We start from the raw sequence: 24,598 nt of genomic DNA on the forward strand, positions 1-24,598 counted from the left end.
GAAAAGGCTCGTTGATTGGAGTAGACGGGTTTTTTATGAGTGGGCCACTAAGGAGCAATGCTGCCATCGCGAAGGGGCGGAAATCAAAATGCCTATTTTCACAAACTTTATAAAGGTGTTGTAATATATGCGTTTTATGGTTAATATTGTTTCGAAAATGGCGATTATAAAAGAACGGGATGTGAACAGCGATGAGTACTGAGAACCCGTATGCCGGGCATGTAGTTTCAAACAAGAATGATAGCGTGACTACAGGATCAAAGGTTTATACTTTAGTATCCTTGATTGTTTTGGGTATCGGTTTATTGATGGCATTGGTTGGCTTTGGGAAAGAAATCATGATGAGCATGAAGGATTATAAACCGTTTGCTGGCATGGCGGACTCGGCTTGGGTGGGGCTTCAACATTTGCGAGCTTTAATGGAATCATCTGAGTTTATGCATGTCGTAGGCAACACAATCACCTTTAACCTGAAGTTTGCAGGCCTCGTATTTGTGCTTGGGGCACTAGCGGGGTATGCTCTGCATGTCCTGCCTTCCAAGGTGCGGCAGGGAGTCGTTTTGCTGGGAGCCTTGATTGTTTTTGTGCCTGCTAGCGTCTACAGCCATTGGTGGATGTATGTGCTAGGCAGCGAGCCTTTTTTGCAGGAATCGGTAATGAGCATCCTGCATCCGCTGCTCAGCGCTTTGAAATATGCGGGTATACCTATCGCTATCATCTTTGCTGCGGGTGAGGGCCGGAGCCGCAGGGATGCTTGGCTGCCAGTCAAAGGGGCAGGCCTGTTTGCCCTCTCATCGCTTGCCTTTATGGGCAGCGGTTTGTTTTCCATGACCTTTCTGTTGTCGAATCCGGTGACTATGGGCTCAACGGATGTGTTGGACACGTATATATTAAGATCAGGACTGATGCAGGCCAACTTCAGTTCCAGCGCCGCCGCCAATGTGCTGCAAATGCTGCTGTCGGCCGTGTCTTTGCTGCTCCTGTTCATTCCGCTGCGCCTGCTTTACAAGGTGACTTTCCGCGGAGAACGAGAGCTAGAGAAAACGGTAGGTTATGCGGGACGCGCCATTACAGCAGCAGTGGTTTTTGCACTATTTACAATTATTTATTTTCTGCCTTACTGGGTGGAAGGCGGCTCGTTTGAGCCATTGCCAGCGCAGGGATGGCCGTCTTTTGGCTCCTCTATTTTGTTATATTTCCTCATTTCGCTGGCAGGAGCAATTCCGGCGGTCGTGATTGCAATGGCGATGGCTGGGGCCTTTAGATCCAAGCAAAAAATAATCGTGTGGTCAGCTTCTATTGCCCTTTCAATTATTACCCTGTTAACTATTCAACCGTTTAAAATATCCAATTATATGACCATTCGAGAGATGGGAATGTTAAATACGTTGTTTGCCGTTGTAACAGTCACCAGCTTCTCGGCAGCGGCAGTTTGGGCGGTCGCCGCTGTGCTGCGGCTGGAAGCCAAGCTGTCTATTCTCACGCTGCTGTCCGTTGCAGGCGGCATGCTGCTGCTTCAAACAGCGCTGAATTATGGCAACTTCGTGCCTTCCTATCTGTACATTACAGATACTCATCGGTCGCCTGTAATGATGTTTATGCAAATGACACGAAGCGCAGAGATAATCAGCCAATCAGGAGAGGCAGTCATGAGGACAATTGGGGGGCTGTACGGCTATTGGATTGCCCTGCCGCCATTGCTCCTGTATGTGGCCGCGCATATGTTCCTTCCCAAACGGCAGCTGCTGCTCATTTTGTCAGGCGGATTTAAAAAATAGAAGCAACTGTGAACGATTTTATCAAATAGGCAAACCTGGCTGAAAATAAAGCAAAGAAGGCGAGCGGAGATTACTCCGCTCGCCTTCTTTGCCCTTGCTTGCGGCTCTAGCCGCTGCGCTGGAATTGGCTCATATAAAGCTCATAGTAGAAGCCTTTCTGTTCTAACAGCTCGCCATGCGTGCCGCGCTCTTTAATGCCGCCGTCGGCAATGACGAGAATTTGATCCGCCTGGCGAATCGTGCTGAGACGGTGGGCGATCACAAAGCTGGTACGCCCCTCCATCAGCTTGCGCATGGCGGCTTGAATATGCATTTCCGTCCGCGTATCAATGCTGCTTGTCGCCTCATCCAGTATGAGGATGGACGGATCGGCAAGCACGGCGCGGGCGATCGTAAGCAGCTGCCGCTGCCCTTGGCTGAGGTTGCCGCCACCAGCGGTAAGCGGCGTATCATAGCCCTCAGGCAGCTTGCTGATAAAGCTGTGGGCGTTCGCCAGCCGCGCCGCCTGCTCAATTTCCGCATCGGTGGCATCAAGCCGTCCGTAGCGCAGGTTCTCACGCACCGTATCGGAGAATACGTAAGCGTCCTGGAGCACAATGCCGAGCTGGCGGCGCAGACTATTGCGGTCCAGCTCGCGAATATTGGCATCATCGATTGTAATTTTGCCTTGGTCAATATCATAAAAGCGCGTTAGCAAATTAATGATCGTTGTTTTTCCGGCTCCGGTCGGACCAACGAGAGCGATCATCTGTCCAGGCTTGGCCTCGAGCGATACATGGTTCAAGATTGGATGGCCTTCGCGGTAGCTGAACGATACGTCATCAAAGCGGACATGGCCGCTGCATGCTTCAAGCTGCTTCGTGCCGTCTCCCTCGTACTCCGTATCGGTATCGATCAGCTCAAATACGCGCTCGGCGCTCGCCACAGCAGATTGCAGCAAGTTAAACTGATTCGCAAGCTCGTTCAAAGGGCGCTGGAATTGCTTTGAGTAGTTCAGGAAGCTGACAATGATGCCGACGGTCGTCCAGTCATGCAGCGCCATAAAGCCGCCAACGGCAGCGATAAGGGCGAAGCTGAGATTGTTCATGACGTTCATGAATGGGCCGATTGTTCCTGAATAAATTTGCGCTTGAATGCTCGCATTCGTCAGCTCGCCGTTCATTTTATCGAATTGCTCCGCAGCCCGCTGCTCGCGGCGGTACACCTGCACGACCTTTTGCCCAGCGACCGTTTCCTCAATAAAGCCATTCAGCTCGCCCAAATGCTGCTGCTGCTTGGAGAAGAAACGGCGGGTGAAGCCCGCCACCTTCTTAGTGAATAGCAGCACGAACGGTATCGTTACCATGCTAAGCAGTGTCAGCCATAGATTGAGCGACAGCATAATGGCGAGTGATCCGGCAAGCATGATGACGCTGGATAACAGCTGCGTGACGCTTTGGCTGAGCGTGCTGGACACATTTTCAATATCGTTCGTTGTCCGGCTCATCAGCTCGCCGTTTGTCTTGCCGTCGAAGAAGCGAAGCGGCAGCAGCTGCAATCGGCCGAATAGGTCGCGGCGCATGTCCAGCACCGTATTTTGGGATGCGCTTACCACCAGCTTCTGCTGGAGCCAAGTCAGAATGGAGCTGCCTGCATATACAGCAAGCAGCAGGAAGCATAGCGACAGCAGCCCGTCATAGCTGCGCGGAATGATGTATTGATCGATGGCGTGGCCAATTAGATACGGCGCGGCGAGCGACAGCAGCGTTGCGCCTATCGTAGCAAGCAGCACGCTTATTAACGTTGTGCGGTAATGGCTCAAGTAGTTCCAAATACGGCGCAGCGTCTGAAGTGTATTTTTGGGCTTGGCTTTTGCAGTTGGGATGCCCGGAGGACCGCCGCGCATTCCAAGGTTCGGCAGAGCCGGCGCTGACGCCGGCGGGCGCTCGCTAGGAGAGAAATGCTTAGAATCAGCCATGAACGGTCGCCTCCTTGCCAGCCTGCGACTGGTAAATTTCTTGATAAAGCTCTGAGGAGCGCAGCAGCTCGTCATGAGTGCCCTCTGCGGCAATTTGCCCCTCATCGAGCACAATAATATGATCGGCGTCGATGACGGAGGAAATGCGCTGCGCAATCATAATGCTGGTGCGTCCGTGCATCAGCTGCCTCAGCGCCGCTTGGATCTGCGCCTCCGTTCTCATGTCGATGGCGCTCGTGCTGTCATCGAGAATGAGCACCGATGGCTGGAGCAGCAGCGCACGAGCGATCGACAGCCGCTGCTTCTGCCCGCCGGACAAATTGACGCCGCGCTGGCCAAGCTGCGTGTCGTACCCTTCGGGAAGGCGGGCAATAAAATCATGCGCCGCCGCGGCCTTGGCGGCGGCAAGCATTTCGGCTTCGGTGGCCTCTGGCTTGCCGAAGCAAATATTTTCACGAATGGTGCCCGTGAACAAAATCGACTCCTGAAGCACGATGCCAATGTGGCTGCGCAGGCTATTAAGCTCAATGTCGCGCACATCAACGCCGTCCAGAAGCACGCGCCCTTGTGTGGCTTCGTACAACCGGGGAATCAGGCTGACCAGCGTAGACTTGCCTGATCCGGTTGCTCCAATCAGCGCAAGCTTCTGTCCCGGCTTCGCCGTAAAGCTAATGTCGCGCAGCTCATAAGCCTTCTCTGACGCAGCTATGCCCGCATAAGCGAATGAAACATGCTCGAACGCCACTTCTCCCGCTGTATCGTTATGCTGGGCAGCCGATGCAGCCGAGCGAATTTCCGATGACGTGTCCAGCACCTCCTGCACGCGCTGTGCAGAAACCTTCGCCGTTGAGAAGCGGACGAGCATCATGCCGATCATCGACAGCGAGAGCATGACCTGAGTCACATAATTGATGAAAGCAATTAAGTCGCCGACGGGCAGCGTACCTTTTTGCACATCAAGACCGCCATACCAGAGTACGGCAGCAATCGCTGCATTCAAAATAAAAGTGAGAATCGGCATATTAATGGCGACCAATTGCATCGCCTTAATAGCCGAGCCCGTATAATCCCGATTCGCACGGCCAAACCGTTCGTTTTCATAGGTGGAGCGGACAAATGCTTTGGCGACCCGGATGCCGGTAAAGTTTTCTTGCAGCACCGTATTTACCGCATCCAGCTTCGACTGCATGCTCGCAAACAGCGGCAGAGTAGAGCGAATCAGCGCAAACATAACGATGAACAGCAGCGGAACGACAATGGCGAGAATGAGTGCCAGCTTCGGGCTAATCGTAATCGTCATAATAATGCTGCCGATGGCGAGCATTGGCGATCTGACAAAAATGCGCAGCAGCATTTGCACCATCGTCTGGAGTTGGACAATATCGCTCGTAAGCCGCGTAATCAACGATCCGGTCTTAAGCTCATCCAGGTTTCGGAAGGAAAACGTCTGTACCTTGCGGAACAAATCGCCGCGCAGATCGGCTCCGAATTTTTGCGAGGCAATGCTGGAGTATACGGTGCAGCCAACCCCGCCTATCAGGCCAATTAATGCAGCTGCAAGCATATATAAGCCTGTTATTTTGATATGGCTTAAATCGCCTTTAATGATGCCTTCATCGACAATGCTTGCCATCAGCTTAGGCTGGAGCAGGTCCATGCATACTTCCAAAACCATCAGCAATGGGGCAAGCAATACAGCGGCCCAGTGAGGTTTTAAATATCGCGCAAGCTTGATCATCGTCCACTTCCTCTAATCTTGATTTCCCTCGGCAGGGTTCATCGCGTTTATATTATCGCCAATCCGGTTCAGCATCCCTTTCAGGATTTGCTTTTCTTCCTCGCTGAAGCCTTGCAGCGACTGCTCCTCCAGCAGGTGAAGCGTCTCGCGCAGCTTGCCAAGCATCGCTTTTCCTTTGTCGGTCATAAAAATGCGCGACACGCGCTGGTCACGTTGATCGGCTTCCCTGCGGACAATGCCGTTCTTCTCCATCCGGTTCAGCATCACGGTCAGCGTTGCCGCTTTAATATCAAGCTCCTGTGCGAGCTCGTTCTGGCTCCGTCCTGGCCCGCGCTCCAAGGCGAACATAAGCGGCGGCTGCCCCGGATAAAGATCATAATCCTGGAGCTGGGCATGCAGCTGCTTCTGATGCTGGCGGGTTAAATGGCGGAAAATCCGCGTAATATGGTCAGGCCCTCTGCGAAATGGCATAGCGGCACCCCTCTCTTTTTGAACATCATGCAGAAATTAGTTTGTCGACTAACTATATTTTAAAACGGGGCTGGAACCGCCGTCAAGCTTTATCCTTAGTGAAATGCAGCCTAATCCTAGTAATCATTGTGGTATGATAAAAAGTATATTTGTATAAATTTGTATTGAATGTTATTGGTAACTATATTAAAATATGAATTGAGATTAACATAATTTCCTTATTTTATAACATAATTGATTGGAACCTAATAAGCAGATAAGGGAGGGGTATATTTTTTAGTGGGGAATAATCAGTTATGGAAGCGTGCTGGACGTTTTGCAATAATAAAAAAATGAAACAAGATGGAGGAAAAAAACCATGACAAAGAAAAGAAAGTACGTGACTACGCCTTTTTTAGTTCTCATGCTGTTTTTCGTAATGGCTCTTCCCATTTCAGCCGAAGCCGTCACTTCTAATCAACCCGAAATGCTGCCCGCTATTCAAGCAGAACCTGAATTACTTGGGGAAGTAGAAAGCATTCAGACCGATTGGGAAAGCGGTGTAGCGCTCAGTCCGTCCGATCTGTTGAAAAAACCGAATCCAGCGAATGCGGCAAGCCGCTTAAATTATAATGTGGAAGGAGATATCCTGTTCCATAGCAGCTCATTAACGGCGAGCAATCCGCAAAATTTTTATTTCTTTAGTTTGCCGACGGCACGCAGCATCATTTTTCGGACTCAATCTGCCAATGCCGGCTACCGTGTAGATTTGTACCAGATTGATTGGAGTACGGGAACGGCTTATCCGACAGGCATCGGCAATACAAGCGGCAATCTGTCAGCTGCCAACAATTTGCCGGCTGCCGACTTTGGACTATTAGTTACTTCTACGGGCACAGTAGGAGACACCTATAACATCCAGTCCAATGCTTCCGCTCCAAATGGCGCCATATCTTTTAATAGCGTTTCAAATCTTTTGCAATCCGTCGTATGGAAGTATTCGAATAATGATTTATATCTCAACAATAAGCGGATTGCCAATACAACCAATGCTGCAAATACGAACCCGCACTTGGATTGGGAGAGAAAGTATTATTTTTCTTATGGAGGCAACTATCAATCACGTACTCATAGCATTTCAGATGCACGAGTGAATTATATTACAACGGCGGTAGACTATCATTCTACTAATGCAAGCTCCAACAATGCCGTACTTATAGTATTGAAGGAAGATACTTTATTCATGTATCACTATTCTACTTTCGCATCAGGGCCTCCGACACAGTATTTTCAAACCTTTGTTGATACGAAAGGGTATACAACGCCAAGACGGTTCGGCTTGCTGGACATGCTCGGAAATCCCCAAATTTTAGTTTATGACTTGAATACGAACAAGGTTATTGATTTTGTCAGCGACTTGAATTACTATTATGCAAATGGAATCGAGCCTGCGCCTACCGTTAATTACTATAACTAGATTCGTATAAATACTGCCTAGAGCTAATATTGAATACAAGGCTGGTTATGACAAAAGCTATCCCCTACACCGTTTTTGAACGGATTCAGGGATAGCTTTTTCTATTATTTGATGAAGCATTATTTATCCCCATAATGTGTGCGAAAAGCATAGAATTCAATCATGCCATTTTGAATCCGGTAGACTAAGCGATTGGTATCATCAATGCGACGACTCCAATATCCGGATAGATCCCCGCGAAGCGGCTCTGGCTTTCCAATCCCTTCATAGCCATTGCGTTCAATGTCTTTAATGAGCTGATTGATCCTTTTCAAAGTTTTTCTGTCTTCGGTTTGCCAGTACAAATAATCTTCCCAAGCGAAGCTTGTAAAAACAAGATTACTCATCAGCCATATGCTCTAAACCGCTCATCGTTTGCGTCACGGTTTTTCCTTGCTCCATTTGCTGAATGGATTGCTTCAACCTTCTCAGGTTGGCCGGGTTATAAAAAGGATCGGTTTGGGTTGTGATTTCAAAAGGAATTCCACCTTGGCGTATGGACTGACGAACAAAGATATTTACCGCCGTAGTCATATTCAGCCCCAAATCCGAAAATAGAGACTCCGCTTCTTTTTTGAGGTCTTCATCCATACGAATATTGATATTGGTTTGTGCCATTTTCAACACCTCTTTCTATTAATATTATTTACATTGTATTATATATTATGTACATTATGAATACAATGTGCGCATTATTTTATCTTTTGATTCAAAATGATTGTTATGGTTTGACGGTTTGAATGAACGTGCACCAGTTGAATTAGTACGCGTTGATTATATAGCTTTTTCTATTATTTGTGGTTTCAATGCTGTTACAACCGCCCTGGGTTCCTTATTTTTTTTCACAAATGAGCGCCATCCAAGGTGTTGGCTGCTTCATTCAGAAAGCGCTAGAACTGGCGGTTTTAAGAGATTAGACAATATTTGCAGCGGCCTGTTTTTTGAAGTAGGATAAAGAAAGAAAAGGCATTCTTTTAAGAGCAAGGGGGAAAAGATCGGTGCAGCTGTCTACTGAAATGCTTCAGGTAGGCTTCATTATAATGTCGGCTATCGCAGGGCTTATGCTCATCTTATTGCGTATCCGGGCAGGCAAGCAGCCGACTACCCTTCGTAAAATCATTATCCCGCCAGTCGGCATGTCGACCGGTTTTATGATGTTTCTGGCGCCTATGACTCATATTCCATGGGGCTGGGGATTAGCTGCCTTCGGGACTGGCCTATTGATATTTTCTTTCCCGCTGGTCGTTTCGACCCGGCTTGAGCGTATTGATGCCGATATTTATGTCAGGCGTTCCAAAGCTTTTATTTTCATCATGCTGACCTTATTCATTATTCGCATGGCGCTGCATAGCGTTGTGGAGCAATATATGTCGATTCCGCAGACAGGGGCGTTGTTCTATCTCGTGGCCTTCGGCATGATTATTCCGTGGCGGCTGGCCATGGTCAATGATTATCTCAGATTGTACAAGCTTTCTTCATAGATGAAGTCGGATAAAGGATAGAGCTGCCTAAGGGGGAACCGAAATGGATGGATCATTGACAGAACGTGTAAAGCTTACGCAAAAGAGGCTTCGGAAACGGACGATTACCGCCGTTCTTAATGAATTTGATCATAAAATCATGAGACTGGGCAGCGAGAAGCGCGAGGAAAAGTACCGCAAAATGTCGCTAAGCCCGTTTTCCTTTTTTCGCGGCAGCGCCTATTTATTTTATATGGATGTCACAAGGGAATGGTTTCCCTATCACACGCCGGCAGAGCGTCCGACCTGGATTCAGGGCGATTTGCATTTCGAAAATTTCGGGGCTTTCCGTAACGAGCAGGGGACGCTTGTCTATGATGTGAATGATTTTGACGAGGGCTATTTGGGCTCGTATTTATATGATTTGCTGCGCATGTCGGTCAGCATCGCACTTGTAAGCCGCATGAAAGGCGAGTCGGAGGAAGCCCAGAAAGAACAAATGGAAGCTTATCTGCGTGCCTATGTGAAACAAATGTGGAAATTCGTTAAGGGCAAGGATGATCCGGCTTCGTTCACGATGGATGAAGGGCGGGCAAGCGGCAAGATCAGGAAGCTGCTTCGCAAGCTGCAGAAGCGTCAGGAGCAGCATTTTTTGGAAAAGGTTACGGCGCTCGTTCAGGAGCATCGCAAATTTGCCCATACGGACGAGATCGTCGCTCCAACGGAAAAAGAGCGCGCTGCGCTTCTAGAAGCTTGGCCGCAATATGTGGAAAGCCTGCATGCTGATGATGCGCAGGAGGCTGCCCATTATCACATTAAGGATATAGCGGTTAAGCATGGCTCTGGAACAGCCTCGATCGGGCTGGACCGTTTTTATGTACTGATTGAAGCGGGCAGCGGCGAGCAAGGGCACGAGGATGATATTGTGCTGGAAGTGAAAGAGGTGCGCGTTGCGGTTCCGGCATATTTTCTGCCCTATGATGATTCGTTCTGGACAGCGTTCGAGCATCAGGGCAAACGCGTGACGATGACCCAGCAGGCGATGCACCATGAGGCTGATCCATATCTCGGTCACCTGACAATTGGCAACCGGCAGTTTTATGTGCGTGAGCGCTCCCCTTATAAGAAGCGGCTCAAGCTCGATTCGCTGGAGACCGCTGAGGATATGCGAATCGTGACAGAGACGATGGGCAAGCTGACCGCGAAGCTGCATGCGCGGGCAGATCGGGATGTGCAAAGCGGCGTTCTGGATTACCACAGCGAGCAGGCCATCGTCAAAGCGATGGGCAGTGACGAAGAGGCCTTTAGCCGCTTCATTGCAGAGTGGGCGATGTGCTATGCGGATCAAGTCGAGCAGGATTATGGGCTGTTTGTAGATTGGCTGGGCAATAAGGCAAATGCGGACTAGCGGATATTGTGTTCCGAAATAATAAATAAACCTACTAATAGGAGTGTGCATTCATGTCTATTTATGCTTATCAAGCGGATACGATAACAGGAAAGACGGTTAGCCTGGAGGCGTATAAAGGCAAGGTTGTTATTATTGCCAATACGGCAAGCAAATGCGGCTTTACGCCCCAATATGCTGATTTGCAAAAGCTTTATGAGCAGTACAAGGATCAAGGCCTGGAAATAATCGGATTCCCGAGCAATCAATTTGGCGAGCAGGAGCCGGGCGAAAACTCGGATGTACAAAGCTTTTGCCAGCTGAACTACGGCGTAACCTTCCCGCTGTTCGCGAAGACGGATGTGCGGGATGAAACAGCACACCCGCTATTCAACTATTTGACGGCAGAGGCGCCGTTTAACGGGTTTGATACATCGGAAGCAAGCGGCAAAATGCTAAGCGCATTTTTGACTGAAAAGCTCCCGCATTTTATGGATGGAGACTCGATCAAATGGAACTTCACCAAGTTCCTCATTGACCGTGAAGGCCATGTCGTCAAGCGTTTCGAATCGACCGAGGAGCCGCTCAGCATGAAGGAAGATATTGAGAAGCTGCTATAATAAGCTGTTATAACAAAGGAAGCGGCTTCCGTCCTAAGTTCCATCGGACGGAGGCCGCTTCCTTGTTCAATTCAACCTATTTCCCCGTTACTGCAGCGACAACGTCATCGACTTCCCGGCTCTCTGCAATTGGACCAGATGACATCCAGTGCCTGGCGGATACTTTAAAAACATGGCTTTGCTTTACAGCAGGCATCTGCTGCCATAGGCTGAGCTTCTCAATGCCCAGTGCAACTCCTTCTTGCTTGTTGTATTCCTCTTCTGTTTCAAGGGATCCGCCGTAAATGGCGAATACGTAATCGGCTGTAATGGAAGGCAGCTCCTCGAGAGAGGTGGTAATGCCCCAATCGTCGGAGGTTTTTTTCTGGAACATCGCGATACTGGCATCCGGATTCAAGCCCAAATCATTGTAAACCAGATTAAAGCTAGGGAAAAACACCTGCAAATCCTTCTCTGAAGGACGCATAAACACGACGGTTTTATCTGCTCCTACTGCATTGATAATCGTTTCTTTAGCCTGCTTGATTTTGCCTTCATGCGCTTGGAGCACTTGTTGCGCTTTATCTTCCATGCCAAGCACCTGGCCAATTTCAGCAAGGGCTTTTTTCCAATCATCTGGGGCAAAAGTTATGGTCGGAGCGATTTTGCTAAGCTCTGCGTAAGAATTGGCATCGACCGAATATTGCTGCACGATAATCAGATCCGGCTGTGATTTCAAAATAGCTTCCAAATTCGGCTGGAAATTCGTGTTGTTGGACAAAGGAATGCCAAGCTTTTGCAATTGATCATCCAAATAATAGCCTTTAAAGCTGTTTGCATAAACCATAGGGGCTTCCAGCGAGAGCATGACATCCTCAAGTCCGTATACGGCTACGCGCTTCGGCTTTATAGGAACTTCCGTTTCGGCATAGGCATGCTTAATCGTAATCGTTTGTGGTGCTGCTGCCGTAGGCTCGGCTGATGGTGCACTACTGGCCAGTCCAGCTGAATTTGAAGCGGCTGCGTTGGCTGCCGTATTCGCGCCATTGTTATTCCCGCAAGCGCTAATCATAGCTGCAAGCAGCATAAGCATCAGGAGCGTGAAACCTCTAAGTGTATATCGACCGCGTCCCATAGTCTTTTCTGAACCAAACATTTTTTAACCCCCATAAATGATAGTGATAATCATAGTCATTATAGTGGTAATGATTCGGGTTAACAATATGAAAAGATGCTGACTTTAGCCGATTAGAGGGCACGAAATAACAAATTCATTTCCTGCAGCAGATGATAATGCCGATTAGCTGTATATTCGAGAATGGGCTCTGCCTGCCACGTTTGGCCAGATGTGTAATAGACATTGTTATTGCAAACAGCCTTCAGCTCTTGATAGGGCTCTGATTTCTGGAGCTTGTCCCATAACGCTTGCGCCTGCTTGTCCTTTAAAATACTGACGAGAAGCACATCCGCATTATAAGCAGGGAGTTGCCCCGCTTCTACCGATTCTGTAAATTCAATTTCCTCGACGTTATCCGCGCATGACAGCTGCAAGTCATCGTACAATACGGTTCCAGCTCTGCGTCCCCATGCATATATGCCATGGGGCGAAACGCTGAGCATGAGCACCCGCCCTTTGAAAGCGGGAGGAATGCGGTATCTAATGGCCTCCGCTTGCTTGTCATACCTAGCGAGCCAGCGCTCCGCTTGCTTTTCCCGATTCAGAAACTGGGCTGTCCTCTGCAAATGCATCCGCCAGCTCTCCGTATGCCATGGCAAAAAAAGCACAGGGGCAATTTTTCGCAGCTGCTCCCTTTCTTCCTCTGGCACCATTTCGTCCAGGGCAACAATATAATCCGGGCAAGCCCGCTCCAGCGCCTTTCGGTTAAAATCGTAATCATGACTGAGCGGAACTTTGACGTCGAAACGGTATTTTTTACGGTAATCATCTGTCCAGAACTGGTCAATGGGCGCCGCGTAAGGAATGATTTGCAGCGTCAGCAGAAGACCGATGTTCGGCCAACTGTAGGCCGCAATTTTCTGCTTCTGGTTTTCTACATAGCTTTTTGGGGATAAGCCAACATGCTTCTGGAACTGGCTGCTGAAATAGGGAGGGTCCATGTATCCAATTTGGCTGGCCACGTCGCTAAACGCATGTCCTTCACTTAGCAGCTGCTTGGCTTGATTGACGCGCAGCATAGTCAAATAATCCATCGCGCTTTGGCCAAACCTTTCTTTAAAGGATCGCATAAAATAAAACCGGCTCATGCCGGACAGGGCTGCCAAGCTTTCAACGGTAATCGCTTCACTATAATGGTGCTTCATATATTCATAAACCTGATCCAGCGCTGCTTCGTGCTGGCCTTGCTTTTTATACAGCAGATGCAGCAGCTCTTGGAATCCCGCTTGGCTGGCAAACTGGTCTACCGGATCGCCGCTATGCCAATGCCTGACTATTTTGTCGCAGAGGGCAAGCAAGGAGGGGATAGATGAGGAGGGGACGATGTCAGGTATGGGGAGCGCATGGTTCAAAGGCAGCGGCGCTTGTTCCAAGTCTACTATTTCAAAATGGAATACATAAAAGTCCCGTTCTTCTCTATATGGAGAAATGACTTCGACCCGCTGTCCGGGGAGCGCAAGATGCACCTTGCCCGGTGCTGCCGGATGCAGAAGTCCGTCAATGACTGTGCTGCAAAAATCCCCCTTCAGAATAATGAGCATGTGGGAGGGGGAGCTGGCATCTATTAAACGGTGCAAAAAAGAGCTATTTTCTTCTTTAATAGCTTGCTTCAATTTAATCCAAGCTTGCTGAAACCATTGTGTTCCTAACGGCTCGGCAGGAGGCTGGTGGGATCTGCTTGTCACATCATGACATCCTTTCGATTATGAATGGCATGATGATTGTAGTTGAAAAGGTTTCATAGCGTCAATGATTTGGAGCTAGGCTGCCCGTGTCATTCTCCCTTTGATATCCCGCGCTCCTCCCAGCGAACAAGCCGGGGGTTCGGATCAAGAATCGAGGCATAGTGGGCAAGGCTGCGCCATTTGCCATCCGGGTCAAACTGCATATGCCGCTCATATTTGCGAAGGCGCTCCTCCGCGCTTCCTGCCCAGCCGAAATGCTTGATGCGCAGTTCGGTCTGCGCTCCGGGAAGCGCGCTGCAGGTAAGCGGAAGACGAGGCGCATGCTGCGCCCATTGCGGGTACGCATAATGGTAACCTGGCAAGTAGCGAGCGAGCGCCACCGTCGGGCGTTGATGCAAATTCCACAAGGCATCCTCCCGGTAATGCGTTGCTGAGCCCCAGAAATCATACTTCCGAAAAGCAAACCAGTCGTACTCGCCCTGATTTATCAGGCTCCTCATCTCAGCCTTGGCGGCATCCTCATAAAATTCGTCCGCATCGACCGCAAGCAGCCAATCCGGCTCGGTTTCTTCGGCTGCGCGCCAGAGCATTTGGCGCAGCCGCCATTCGCAGCCGAACAATCGCCCCTCGTTTTCTACCAGCTTCACCACTTTGCGGCTGGCTTTGCAAATCGCGACGGTTGCATCGGTGCTGGCATCGTCCACAATGACAATTTCATCGACGAAGCTGGACAGGTCGGCAAGCAGCGTCTCCAAATAACGGCCTTCCTCATTGCGTACCTGCATGATAGCGGTGAGCTTATTGCCTGAAATTTTGCGAGGAATACGAAATGGCTCCAAGCCGCTCATGGCTGATCCTCCCTGCCGCGATGGTGCGCCTGCTCCATTATAATGCTATCGAGCTTGGCGAGTTCAATGATGCTGCTAAGCGCTTTGCTGTTAGTTTCCGCCGCGATAAGGCAGCTTTGAATCGCCTCATGGCGCTTGCCCTGCAGCAGCAGCACCGTGCTGGTCATCAGTTGAAACTGCTCGCGTTCGGCTATGCTGCCGAGCGGTTCCTTCGCCAGCAGCAGGTAGGCACATTCCAGCCTGCCGCTTTGCAAATAAAGCTCCGCAAGCAGCCTGCTGGCTTCCGGCTCGGCTTGCTGTGGCTCAAGCAGGGCAATTGCGGAGCGATAATCAGCGTTGAGCCGGTACAGCAGCGCCTCGGCTAATAGGCGCTTGCCACTATCCATCCATTGGAGCAGCCGCTCGCCCTGCCGCTGCTCCTCTTCGGTGAGCGCAGTATACAGATAGGTGCGCACCGCATCATCCGTCAATCCCAGCTCCAGCTGCATGGCGGAACGAAACCGGTAAATATGCTGCAGCGCCTGCTCGCGCCCATCCAGCACAGCTTGCTCGAAGGCGGCGAGCAGCTCGCCCTGCGCTCGCAAGCTTTCGCCGGTCAAGTAACGGTATAACGCATGGGAAAAAAGCTGATCTGCCAGCCGCTCTCTTGCTACAGCAGACGGGCCAGCCGCACGCGTCCTGTCGGCTTGCTCCTCATGCCATATCGCGCGGTAGCGCTGCTGCAGCCGTATGAGCGTCTGCGAGGCATAGCCGTCCAAATGCCATTCAATCGCTTGTCTCGCCAGCAGATCGGACGTTTCGTCGGTGCCATCAAGCAGAAAAACATCGCCACGGCAAAAGGCCTGCTCCAAATAAAATGCCTCCGTATAGGCAATGACGAGCGTCGCCCGCGCGCACAGCCAACTGCGGTAGGAGCGCCATCGCTCTTCTTCCTGGGGCTCTGAATCGGGAAAGTAGGCAATCAGGCTTCGCGTTGCCAGCGGTGCTGCAATATGCGTCCAGCAAGGATGGAGCACTAGCGCGCAAGTGCTGTCCCAATCCAACTCAGTCAGGCGAGCGAGCGATAGGGGAGCAATAGCTGAGGTGATTGCCCAGTCAGGGAGCGCATCCTCGGCGACCATATAGATTTGGCGCTGCTTTCCGAGCTTATTCAGCCAATCGCGCTCCGCCGCCGGGAACGCTCCAAAACGGCTGTAGGGAAAAATAACGATCGGCTTCCCAGTCATGATGTCTTCACCATCCGTTCAGGTTGCCCCAGCCTCTGGCAGCGCACGCCGTGCCGCGAGCAAATACATGATTAATAGAACCTATGAAAACAAAGGTTGAACACATGCCATCTATTTTATTAACCGGTCGGTTGATCTTATAATTTTGCGGGATTTTGTGTATTATAGAAAGATATCTATTTTTCGTGGGAAAGGTTGGTCACAATGGAAAACAACGTGGACACAAAGCTGTCATCCTCTAACTTTATAAAAAATATTGTGAGCGAAGATTTGAAGACCGGCCATGTCCAGGAAATCGTGACGCGCTTTCCGCCGGAGCCGAATGGCTATTTGCATATTGGACATGCGAAGTCGATTTGCCTGAATTTTGAGCTGGCTGACGATTTCAAGGGCAGAACGAATCTGCGCTTTGACGATACGAACCCGGTCAAGGAAGATACCGAATACGTCGATTCGATTCAAGAGGACGTGAAGTGGCTGGGCTTTGATTGGGACGAGCTTCGTTTTGCCTCGGACTATTTTGAAGAGCTTTACAATCGGGCGGTGCTGCTCATTAACAAAGGCAAAGCCTACGTATGCGACTTGTCCGCCGAGCAAATTCGCGAGACTCGCGGAACGCTGACACTGCCGGGACAAAACAGCCCTTACCGTGAGCGCGACGCCAAGGAAAATCTCGATTTATTCGCCCGTATGCGTGCCGGAGAATTTCCTGACGGCTCCAAGGTGCTGAGAGCAAAGATCGATATGGCTTCGCCGAATATTAATCTGCGTGATCCGGTGCTGTACCGTATCGCTCATGCCCACCATCACCGGACTGGCGATGCGTGGTGCATCTATCCGATGTACGACTATGCGCATCCGATCAGCGATGCGATTGAAGGCATTACCCATTCCATCTGTACGCTGGAGTTCGCCGATCACCGTCCGCTCTATGATTGGGCGATTGCTGAATGCGAGATGCCAGCGGTGCCTCGTCAATACGAGTTCGCTCGTCTGAACGTTACCAATACCGTGATGAGCAAAAGAAAGCTGAAGCAGCTTGTGGACGAGAAAGTCGTAACCGGCTGGGATGATCCGCGCATGCCGACGATTAGCGGTCTGCGCCGCAAAGGCTTTACAGCGGAAGCGATTCGCGCCTTCTGCCGCGAAATCGGGGTTGCCAAGGCGAACAGCACGGTCGATGAGCGGATGCTGGAGCATTTTATCCGTGAGGATCTTAAGCTTAAGGCGCTTCGTACGATGGCTGTATTGCGACCGCTCAAAGTCGTCATTACGAACTATCCAGAAGGCCAAACCGAGTTGCTGGATGCAGAAAATAACGCCGAGAACGAAGAAATGGGCGTGCGCCAAATTCCGTTTGGCCGCGAGATTTATATTGAGCAGGACGATTTTATGGAAAACCCGCCGAATAAATATTTCCGCTTGTTCCCTGGCAATGAGGTGCGTTTGAAGCATGCGTATTTCATTACTTGCCAAGAGGTTATAAAAAATGAAGCAGGCGACGTGATTGAGCTTCGCTGCACCTACGATCCGGCAACGAAAAGCGGCTCGGGCTTTAACGCCCGCAAGGTGAAGGGCACCATTCACTGGGTTGAGGCGTCGCAGGCGGTGCCTGCGGACTTCCGCTTGTTCGAGCCTCTGATTACGAATGAAGCAGAAGAGGATGGCAAGCCATTCCTTGAATGCATCAACCCGAACAATTTGGAGCTGCTTCAAGGCTTCGTAGAGCCGAACATGAAGGATGCCGAAGGACAAGCGAAGTTCCAGTTTTTCCGCCACGGCTATTTCAATGTGGATCCGAAGGATACGACGCCAGAGAAGCTTGTTTTCAACCGCATCGTTTCGCTGAAGAGCTCTTTTGATCCAGCGAAAGCATAATAACAGCGGTCGAGCAATAGGATAAGCCGTGAATGCCTGCCTTATGGGGGTATTCGCGGCTTTTTGCTTTTTTTGAGCTGCAAGCAGGAATTTGTCACTTTTTGGTGAATTTTACCTAGTGGCTGCTGCGAAAAAAAGAAAGCACAAAAACATAACTAGGAGCTGAAATGATGAAAAAACTGGAAATTAAAGGGATAGGTACGGTCAGTGCTTTTAAAGCGACGGCGTATATGATGATTATTCCTGCAGTGCTGTTATTTTTACTCGGTATTATTTTTACATTGATAGGAGTAGTTGCTCAAGAGCCTACCTTACTGGCAATAGGAATTCCGTATATACTGATGCCGGTTTTTCTAATCGGTATTTATGGTGCAATTAGTATGTTGGTTGCCCTTCTGTATGGCGTATTGGCTAAGAAATTCGGCGGCTTGGAGCTGATCGTTGAAGAGAAGACTGAGCTGGATCTAACAAAGGGACCAGCAGGAAACGGCTATGCGCCGGGGCCGCAGTCCAATTTTGGCCCGTCCAGCAGCCCGGCCAATAACGCAACCAACAACCCGTTCAACTCTGGAAGCGCGAGCCCGCAATCCAATATGACGCCGCCTCCACTGCCCAATCTGCCTACAGGCCCTGATCAAAACAACAATACGTAGGTGCTGTTTTGATTTATTGCCCCCATTCGAAATAGGAGTCCGGAAATAATCTCAACCACGAAATCCTTCTGATCTCCAAGAAGGATTTTGTTTTGTCTTCTTAGATGCAAGATGTCCAGTTCAACCAATACACGAAAATAGGGGGATGACATTTGGATACAACGATCGTAAGAGAAGCACAGCGAGTGGCAGTTTTGGCGGCGAGGGAGGCGGGAGCGCTGCTGAAAAAGCTTTTTGAAAAGCTGGATTCCAGTGCCTTTCAGCATAAAGACGACTCCGGCGACTTGGTGACCGAAGCCGACCATCAGGCGGAAGCGATCATTTTGGGCAAAATTAAGCAGGCGTTTCCGGGACATCAAGTGATTTCGGAGGAGTCGGGGGACAACCGTTTGGCCAGTGACTGGCTGTGGCTGGTTGATCCGCTTGATGGGACGAATAATTTTGCGGTCGGGATGCCGTTATTTGCCGTATCTATTACGCTTATGTATCAGCGCGAAGCGGTTATGGCGGTCATTTATGAGCCGCTGACGGACCGCTTGTATGAGGCAGCGGCAAGCGGCGGTTTTCGCTGCAATGGGCGGATCATTCGAATGGGCGAGCCGCGTCCCTTTAAGAGAGCGACGGTCGGCTGGATTCAAGGGCATAAAGTACAGCAGGAGCAGCGGGCAGTAAGGCTGCGCCAGCATATTGATGCAAACACGAAGCGAATGATGCGGCTATGGGCGCCTACTTTGCAATGGAGCATGCTGGCGAAGGGCGATTTGGATGCGATTATTTTATACAATTCGGAGGGCGAGGATCTTTATTCGGGGATGCTTATGGTGCGCGAGGCTGGCGGCGTCATTACCGACTATGACGGCAGGCCATTCAAAGGCATGAGCAAGGAGCCGTACCTTATTGCATGCCATCCGCAGCATTTGCCTTTTTTTCGCGGGCTTGTGCATAATGGTCTTGTTGGGAAGTAGGCGAAGCTGGTTTACGAAACCGCTGCACCAAGCTGGCAGCAGCAGGAGGTTTGCGAAATGAATCTATCTATTCAAGCAGGGTTAATAGGGCTTTGTATTGGGGATGCATTAGGCGTTCCCGTGGAGTTTAGCAATCGGAAGACGCTAGAGAAGGCACCTTTAACGGACATGGTCGGTTATGGCTCTCATCAGCAGCCGCCAGGCACTTGGTCGGATGATGCGTCCTTGACCTTATGTCTGGTGGAGAGCCTTGCCTATTGCAAAAGCGTAGAGGTGCATGATATTGCGAGCCGCTTCGTAGAATGGAAGCGGGGCGAGCGCTGGACGCCGCATGGCGAGGTGTTCGATATTGGCATAGCGACGAGCGAGGCGATCGACCGGCTTGCGCGTGGGGTAGAGCCTGAGTTGGCAGGCGGCAGCGGCGAATACAGCAATGGCAACGGTTCATTGATGCGTATTTTGCCGATGGCCTATTGGATGCTTGATGCTGGCATAGAGGAACGGTCAACTGCGGTTGGCAGGGTTTCATCGCTAACCCACAGGCATCCTATATCGATGATGGCCTGCGTCTATTACACGGAGTATGCCGTGCAATTGTTGAGGGGCCACAGCCCGCAGGAGAGTTATGCGGCAACGAATCGGACAATCCAACTTTTTTATGCGGGCAACAGCGATCTGGATCGTTTTGAACGTCTGCTTAGCGGGCAGCTGGCAAGCCTGAAGGTGGACAGCATTGCTTCGTCAGGCTATGTCATGCACACGCTGGAAGCCAGTATCTGGAGCCTGCTGACGACCGGCAGCTATGCCGCAGCGGTACTTCGCGCTATTAACTTGGGCGAGGATACGGATACGACAGGTGCGGTAACAGGCGGTCTTGCAGGCATCTATTATGGTCTTTCGTCCATTCCCTCGCATTGGCTGAAGCAGCTTGCGCGAGCGGATGAGCTATTTCAGCTATGCGACAGCTTTAACGAAGGGCTTGCAGAGCTGAAGCGATAGGGCCATTTGGGGCTGGTTAGGCTCCCACAGCTCCAAAAATAAATATAAATAACCGCCGCCGACTCCCTTAGCTCTACCTAGGGGCGGCGGTTTTGCTTATCAATGGCTCGTTGCTTTAGTAAAGCGATTGCGCGGCAGCGGCAGGTTGAAATGCTCCCGGAGGGTAACGCCTTCATATTCGGTGCGGAAAAGGCCGCGCTGCTGCAAAATCGGCACGACACGATCGACAAACAGCTCCAGTCCATCCGGCAGCAGCGGAGCCATAAGCATAAAGCCGTCAGCCGCCTGCTCGGCGAACCATTCCTCCAAAGTGTCTGCGATTTTCTCGGCGGTGCCAACGAGATGATCCCCGCTGAAGGAGCCTGTGAGAAAGGAATACACCTCGCGCAGCGTCGGGTTTTCCCTTGCAATAACCGGCTGGTGCTTGAGGTAGTCCGTTTTGTTCAGCTTAATGCGGTCGAGCCCAACCTCGCGGGCGCGTGATTCCAGCGTATAGCCAGAGAAATCGATCGCCTGAAAATAATCCGCCAGAAAGCCGATGCCCTGCTCCTCTGTAATCAACGCCTCTAGCTGCTTGAGCTTCGCCCGCGCATCCTCCTCGGTATCGCCAATAATCGGCGATATGCCTTGCAAAATATATATATCCTCAGGTGCGCGCCCCCATTTAGCGGCTTTCCCTTTAAACGATTGATAGAATGCCTGCGCTTCCTCCTTGCTGTGCTTGATAGAGAAAATGACTTCCGCCGTTCGCGAGGCAAAATCCTGCCCGGCCTCAGAGTTTCCGGCCTGCACGAGCACAGGATGCCCCTGCTGCGAGCGGCTAATATTTAGCGGCCCTTCCACCGAGAAGAACTCTCCTTGATGCTGAAGCCGATGCAGCTTCTCCTTGCGGAAAAACTGCCCTGATTCCTTGTTGCGGACGAAGGCGCCGTCCTCCCAAGAATCCCATAACCCTTGCACCACCTCGAGAAATTCCTCCGCCCGCTTGTAGCGAAGACTATGCTCGAAATGCTCATCCCGGCCAAAATTGCGCGCCGTATTCCCGGACAGATCCCTTGTAGTTACGATGTTCCAGCCAACCCGTCCCTTGCTGATCTGATCGGCAGACAGAAGCAGCCGAGCCAGATTGAACGGCTCAATATAAGAGGTTGAGGCGGTGGCGACTACGCCGATATGCGTCGTGGCGCATGCTAAAGCCGTGATCAGTGTAATCGGCTCGAACCGGTTTAGTATGTTTGGATGAGACTGCTCGTTAATTGCCAGGCTGTCCGCGATAAAAGCGATATCGAATTTCCCGCGCTCAGCGGTTTGGGCGAGCTTCCGGTAATAGTCGATGTCGATGCTCGCATCCGGCTGTGCATGGGGATGGCGCCAGCCCGCCACATGCATGCCTGTGCCAACCAAATAAGCGGATAATTTTATTTTCTGGCTTTTTCCCGCAGGTTGTTGGGACATGTCAAGCTCCTCCTCGATAAATATGTATAATATAAGTGAACAGGGTGGTTTAGTTTGTTTTAATTAATTTATCACCTTCAATTTCTAGCGTCAATCCCGATTATTGCCAAAAAAAGAAGTTGACACCGCCGGGCATTTGCTTTAAATTTATAAAACAAATAGGAATAGTTGGTTTTTGGGCAATCAGCCCATAACTAGTTGACCAGAACACTGGAAACTAAACTCTCCACCGAGCAGATTGAACGGTGCTGTAGTTTGGTTTTTTTTTATTTAAATATAGGAAAGTATATGATTTCGCCAACCTTTCTCTATATTTCTCGGACTGAAACGCGCCGCGCCGCCAAAGGATGGCTTTCGGCCGTTTCGCCTTATCACGGAGGAGAGGAGTTTTTTCGCATGATCGTCATAAAGGATTTGCACAAAACCTATACAAGCGGAAGCAGCACGATTACCGCCTTGAATGACATTAACCTGACGATTGATAAGGGGGATATATTCGGCATTATCGGCTTTAGCGGGGCAGGCAAATCATCATTGATCCGCTGTCTGAACCGGCTCGAGGAGCCTGATTCGGGCTCGATCGAAGTTGGCGGCAAGGTGCTGACGGATCTGTCTGGCAAGGAGCTGCGGCTGGCCAGGCGGAAGATTGGAATGATTTTTCAACAGTTTAATTTGCTGGATTCACAAAATGTGTTTCAAAATGTCGCGTTTCCGCTTCAAGTGGCTGGTTATCCAAAGCCGTTCATTCAAGAGCGCGTGCGGGAGATGCTGGAGCTGGTCGGGCTGACCGACAAGGAGCATATGTATCCGTCCCAGCTCAGCGGCGGCCAGAAGCAGCGGGTGGGCATTGCCCGGGCGCTTGTGAATGAGCCGGATGTGCTGCTCAGCGATGAGGCGACCTCGGCGCTCGATCCGCAGACGACCTACTCCATTTTGGAGCTGCTCCAGGATATTAACCGCAAGCTGAAGCTGACTATCGTCTTAATTACACATGAGCTGGATGTGCTTCAGCATATTTGCCGCCATATGGCGGTCATTGAGCATGGCACTATCGTCGAGACAGGGACGGTCGACAAGCTGTTTATGAACCCCGTCAGCTACACCGCCCGGCGGTTCGTCAGCATCATCGATTATTACCGAGACAAACGGTCGATCATGGAGGGGCTGGGAGCTGGAATATGAGAGATGATCTGTTCGAGCTGCTATGGGAGGGACTGCTGGAGACGCTGTATATGGTTGCTTGGTCGTCGGTATTCGCTTTAATCATTGGCATTTTGCTAGGCATTACGCTAGTCGTCAGCGAGAAGGGCGGCATTTTGGAGGCGCCGATTATCAACAAAATGATTGGGACGGCGATTAATGGCGTGCGCTCGCTGCCCTTTATTATTTTAATCGTGCTGCTGCTGCCGTTGTCCCGGCTAATTGTAGGCACCTCGCTTGGCCCGACAGCAGCCATCGTCGCTTTATCGATTGGGGCCTCGCCGTTTCTGGGCCGCATTATTGAAAACTCCTTAAAGGAGGTGAGCGCGGGCAAAATAGAAGCGGCCAAAGCGATGGGAGCGACGCCGCTAACCATCATATTCCGCGTGCTGATTCCCGAAGCGCTTCCGGCCCTTGTTCGGGGGATAACCATCGCCGTCATTGCGATTACGGAATTTACAGCGGTAGCAGGAGCGATTGGCGCAGGGGGACTTGGCAGTCTGGCGATCCGCTTCGGCTATCAACGGTTCCGCGAAGATATTTTAATTGCTACTGTTATCGTCATTATTTTATTAGTGCAGGCAATTCAGCTGTCAGGCGATAGCGTAGCTAAAGCGATTTTGAAAAAGCGTCATCTAGGGTAGCTATAACGGCCCTCAAACCTAAATAGAGAAAGCAGGAGTGTAACGATGAAAACAACGAAATGGACCTTTATATCCGCCCTTATTCTTATATTTAGCCTTATCGTCTCAGGCTGCGGCACCGCAGCCAATAATGCCCCGGCAAGCTCGCCGGAAGCGAGCGCAGCTGCTAGCCCTGCCGAGCAAACCCAGTCGCCGGAAGCTTCCGCTTCGGCAGCCCCGCAAGAGGCAGTGACGCTTAAAGTAGGCGCTGCTCCAGTGCCGCATGCTGAAATTTTGGAGTTCGTTAAGCCGCTGCTTAAGGAGCAGGGCGTTAATTTGGAAATCGTTGTGCTTGATGATGAAGGCCAGCTCAATCCTGCGCTATTTGAGAAGCAGATTGATGCAAACTACTTCCAGCACGTTCCGTATCTGGACTCGATTAAAGGGGAGAAGGGGTATGATTTTGCCGTAACCGCGAAGGTGCATGTCGAGCCGATTGGCTTTTATTCCGAGAAGCTGAAAGCGAAGGATGACATTGCGGATGGCGCAACGATTGCGATTCCGAACAACCCGTCGAATGAATACAGGGCGCTGGTGCTGCTTGAGCAGCAGGGGCTGATCAAGCTGAAGGAAGGCTTGGAAAATACGTACGAGGCAACGCCGAAGGACATCGTAGACAATCCTAAAAATCTTAAGTTTGAGGAAGTAGATTCGGCAACTTTGCCAAGGGTATTGCCTGACGTAGATGGCGCCATTATCAACACGAACCTGGTTTTGGAGGCGGGCATCGATCCGAACACTGCGCTGTTCCGCGAGGATGCAGACTCGCCTTACGCGAACATTATCGTCGTCCGCAGCGGGGATGAGAACCGCGAAGAAATCAAGAAGCTGGATGCGGCGCTCGTATCGCCCGAGGTGAAAAAGTTCATTCAGGACAAATACGGCGTGGCGGTTGTGCCAGCTTTTTAAACAAAAATAAAAGAGGCCAAACGGCAAGCTGCGCT

22 protein-coding genes are annotated in these 24,598 nt (G+C 50.6%); 12 read left to right on the plus strand and 10 right to left on the minus strand.

The window, feature by feature from the left end:
• The first annotated feature begins 191 nt into the window (after positions 1-191).
• A complete protein-coding gene (locus tag BBD42_RS10590) occupies positions 192-1,778 on the plus strand; it encodes a hypothetical protein (RefSeq protein ID WP_099518136.1) in 1,587 nt (528 codons plus the stop codon).
• 106 nt (positions 1,779-1,884) lie between these two features.
• Here the strand turns inward: BBD42_RS10590 and BBD42_RS10595 are convergent, their stop codons facing one another.
• From BBD42_RS10595 to BBD42_RS10605, 3 genes are read right to left on the minus strand one after another with little or no spacing between them, the layout of a single operon-like run.
• A complete protein-coding gene (locus BBD42_RS10595; protein WP_099518137.1) occupies positions 1,885-3,735 on the minus strand; it encodes an ABC transporter ATP-binding protein in 1,851 nt (616 codons plus the stop codon).
• Positions 3,728-5,473 (minus strand): ABC transporter ATP-binding protein, encoded by a 1,746-nt coding sequence (locus BBD42_RS10600; RefSeq protein ID WP_099518138.1) that lies wholly within the window; start codon positions 5,471-5,473, stop codon positions 3,728-3,730. Before BBD42_RS10600 ends, BBD42_RS10595 begins: the two co-directional genes overlap by 8 nt.
• A gap of 12 nt (positions 5,474-5,485) precedes the next feature.
• Positions 5,486-5,944: a MarR family winged helix-turn-helix transcriptional regulator gene (locus BBD42_RS10605; RefSeq protein ID WP_099518139.1), complete on the minus strand. Its 459-nt coding sequence runs from the start codon at positions 5,942-5,944 to the stop codon at positions 5,486-5,488.
• A 358-nt stretch (positions 5,945-6,302) separates the two neighbouring features.
• Between BBD42_RS10605 and BBD42_RS10610 the strand changes: the two genes are divergently transcribed.
• Positions 6,303-7,400: a hypothetical protein gene (locus BBD42_RS10610; RefSeq protein ID WP_099518140.1), complete on the plus strand. Its 1,098-nt coding sequence runs from the start codon at positions 6,303-6,305 to the stop codon at positions 7,398-7,400.
• 119 nt (positions 7,401-7,519) lie between these two features.
• On the opposite strand, the gene BBD42_RS10615 is transcribed toward BBD42_RS10610, so the two are convergent.
• Together BBD42_RS10615 and BBD42_RS10620 are read right to left on the minus strand one after the other, a co-directional pair.
• Positions 7,520-7,786, minus strand: a complete 267-nt coding sequence (locus tag BBD42_RS10615) for a Txe/YoeB family addiction module toxin (protein ID WP_099518141.1) — start codon at positions 7,784-7,786, stop codon at positions 7,520-7,522.
• Positions 7,779-8,057: a type II toxin-antitoxin system RelB/DinJ family antitoxin gene (locus BBD42_RS10620; RefSeq protein ID WP_099518142.1), complete on the minus strand. Its 279-nt coding sequence runs from the start codon at positions 8,055-8,057 to the stop codon at positions 7,779-7,781. Before BBD42_RS10620 ends, BBD42_RS10615 begins: the two co-directional genes overlap by 8 nt.
• A gap of 380 nt (positions 8,058-8,437) precedes the next feature.
• Here BBD42_RS10620 and BBD42_RS10625 point away from each other — a divergent pair, with 380 nt between their 5' ends.
• From BBD42_RS10625 to BBD42_RS10635, 3 genes are read left to right on the plus strand one after another with little or no spacing between them, the layout of a single operon-like run.
• On the plus strand, positions 8,438-8,920 hold the full coding sequence (locus BBD42_RS10625) for a CcdC family protein (RefSeq protein WP_237163442.1): 483 nt from the start codon (positions 8,438-8,440) through the stop codon (positions 8,918-8,920).
• A gap of 43 nt (positions 8,921-8,963) precedes the next feature.
• Positions 8,964-10,307: a DUF2252 domain-containing protein gene (locus BBD42_RS10630; RefSeq protein WP_099518143.1), complete on the plus strand. Its 1,344-nt coding sequence runs from the start codon at positions 8,964-8,966 to the stop codon at positions 10,305-10,307.
• A gap of 53 nt (positions 10,308-10,360) precedes the next feature.
• Positions 10,361-10,906, plus strand: coding sequence for a glutathione peroxidase (locus BBD42_RS10635; RefSeq protein ID WP_099518144.1), 546 nt, complete (start codon positions 10,361-10,363; stop codon positions 10,904-10,906).
• Positions 10,907-10,982: 76 nt separating this feature from the next.
• Here the strand turns inward: BBD42_RS10635 and BBD42_RS10640 are convergent, their stop codons facing one another.
• The 4 genes from BBD42_RS10640 to BBD42_RS10655 form a co-directional block, all read right to left on the minus strand.
• Positions 10,983-12,041 carry an ABC transporter substrate-binding protein gene (locus BBD42_RS10640; RefSeq protein WP_237163443.1) on the minus strand — a complete coding sequence of 353 codons (1,059 nt, stop codon included), beginning with the start codon at positions 12,039-12,041 and terminating at the stop codon, positions 10,983-10,985.
• 92 nt (positions 12,042-12,133) lie between these two features.
• Positions 12,134-13,747 carry an AraC family transcriptional regulator gene (locus tag BBD42_RS10645; protein ID WP_099518145.1) on the minus strand — a complete coding sequence of 538 codons (1,614 nt, stop codon included), beginning with the start codon at positions 13,745-13,747 and terminating at the stop codon, positions 12,134-12,136.
• Positions 13,748-13,836: 89 nt separating this feature from the next.
• Positions 13,837-14,595, minus strand: coding sequence for a glycosyltransferase (locus BBD42_RS10650; RefSeq protein WP_099518146.1), 759 nt, complete (start codon positions 14,593-14,595; stop codon positions 13,837-13,839).
• Positions 14,592-15,821 (minus strand): hypothetical protein, encoded by a 1,230-nt coding sequence (locus tag BBD42_RS10655; RefSeq protein WP_099518147.1) that lies wholly within the window; start codon positions 15,819-15,821, stop codon positions 14,592-14,594. Before BBD42_RS10655 ends, BBD42_RS10650 begins: the two co-directional genes overlap by 4 nt.
• 204 nt (positions 15,822-16,025) lie before the next feature.
• Between BBD42_RS10655 and BBD42_RS10660 the strand changes: the two genes are divergently transcribed.
• The 4 genes from BBD42_RS10660 to BBD42_RS10675 all read left to right on the plus strand — a co-directional run bounded on the left by BBD42_RS10660 (position 16,026) and on the right by BBD42_RS10675 (position 20,316).
• Positions 16,026-17,699, plus strand: coding sequence for a glutamine--tRNA ligase/YqeY domain fusion protein (locus BBD42_RS10660; protein ID WP_172455451.1), 1,674 nt, complete (start codon positions 16,026-16,028; stop codon positions 17,697-17,699).
• 167 nt (positions 17,700-17,866) lie between these two features.
• Positions 17,867-18,352 (plus strand): hypothetical protein, encoded by a 486-nt coding sequence (locus tag BBD42_RS10665; RefSeq protein WP_150131535.1) that lies wholly within the window; start codon positions 17,867-17,869, stop codon positions 18,350-18,352.
• A gap of 152 nt (positions 18,353-18,504) precedes the next feature.
• Positions 18,505-19,317 carry an inositol monophosphatase family protein gene (locus tag BBD42_RS10670; RefSeq protein WP_099518149.1) on the plus strand — a complete coding sequence of 271 codons (813 nt, stop codon included), beginning with the start codon at positions 18,505-18,507 and terminating at the stop codon, positions 19,315-19,317.
• Between the two features lie 57 nt (positions 19,318-19,374).
• Positions 19,375-20,316 (plus strand): ADP-ribosylglycohydrolase family protein, encoded by a 942-nt coding sequence (locus tag BBD42_RS10675; RefSeq protein WP_099518150.1) that lies wholly within the window; start codon positions 19,375-19,377, stop codon positions 20,314-20,316.
• Positions 20,317-20,415: 99 nt separating this feature from the next.
• Here BBD42_RS10675 and BBD42_RS10680 read toward each other — a convergent pair whose 3' ends face one another.
• Positions 20,416-21,771 (minus strand): LLM class flavin-dependent oxidoreductase, encoded by a 1,356-nt coding sequence (locus BBD42_RS10680; protein ID WP_099518151.1) that lies wholly within the window; start codon positions 21,769-21,771, stop codon positions 20,416-20,418.
• 396 nt (positions 21,772-22,167) lie between these two features.
• Here BBD42_RS10680 and BBD42_RS10685 point away from each other — a divergent pair, with 396 nt between their 5' ends.
• Genes BBD42_RS10685 through BBD42_RS10695 form a run of 3 tightly spaced genes read left to right on the plus strand, consistent with a single transcriptional unit; the run spans position 22,168 to position 24,563 of the window.
• Complete coding sequence (locus BBD42_RS10685) at positions 22,168-22,953, plus strand: methionine ABC transporter ATP-binding protein (RefSeq protein ID WP_099518152.1); 786 nt, start codon at positions 22,168-22,170, stop codon at positions 22,951-22,953.
• A complete protein-coding gene (locus BBD42_RS10690) occupies positions 22,950-23,615 on the plus strand; it encodes a methionine ABC transporter permease (protein WP_099518153.1) in 666 nt (221 codons plus the stop codon). The genes BBD42_RS10685 and BBD42_RS10690 overlap by 4 nt, the downstream gene beginning before the upstream one ends.
• Before the next feature lie 45 nt (positions 23,616-23,660).
• The gene (locus tag BBD42_RS10695; protein WP_099518154.1) at positions 23,661-24,563 is read left to right on the plus strand and encodes a MetQ/NlpA family ABC transporter substrate-binding protein; all 903 of its coding nucleotides are present in this window, start codon (positions 23,661-23,663) and stop codon (positions 24,561-24,563) included.
• The last annotated feature ends 35 nt before the right edge of the window (positions 24,564-24,598 follow it).

This window comes from Paenibacillus sp. BIHB 4019, from assembly GCF_002741035.1.
In the GTDB taxonomy this organism is placed as follows: domain Bacteria; phylum Bacillota; class Bacilli; order Paenibacillales; family Paenibacillaceae; genus Pristimantibacillus.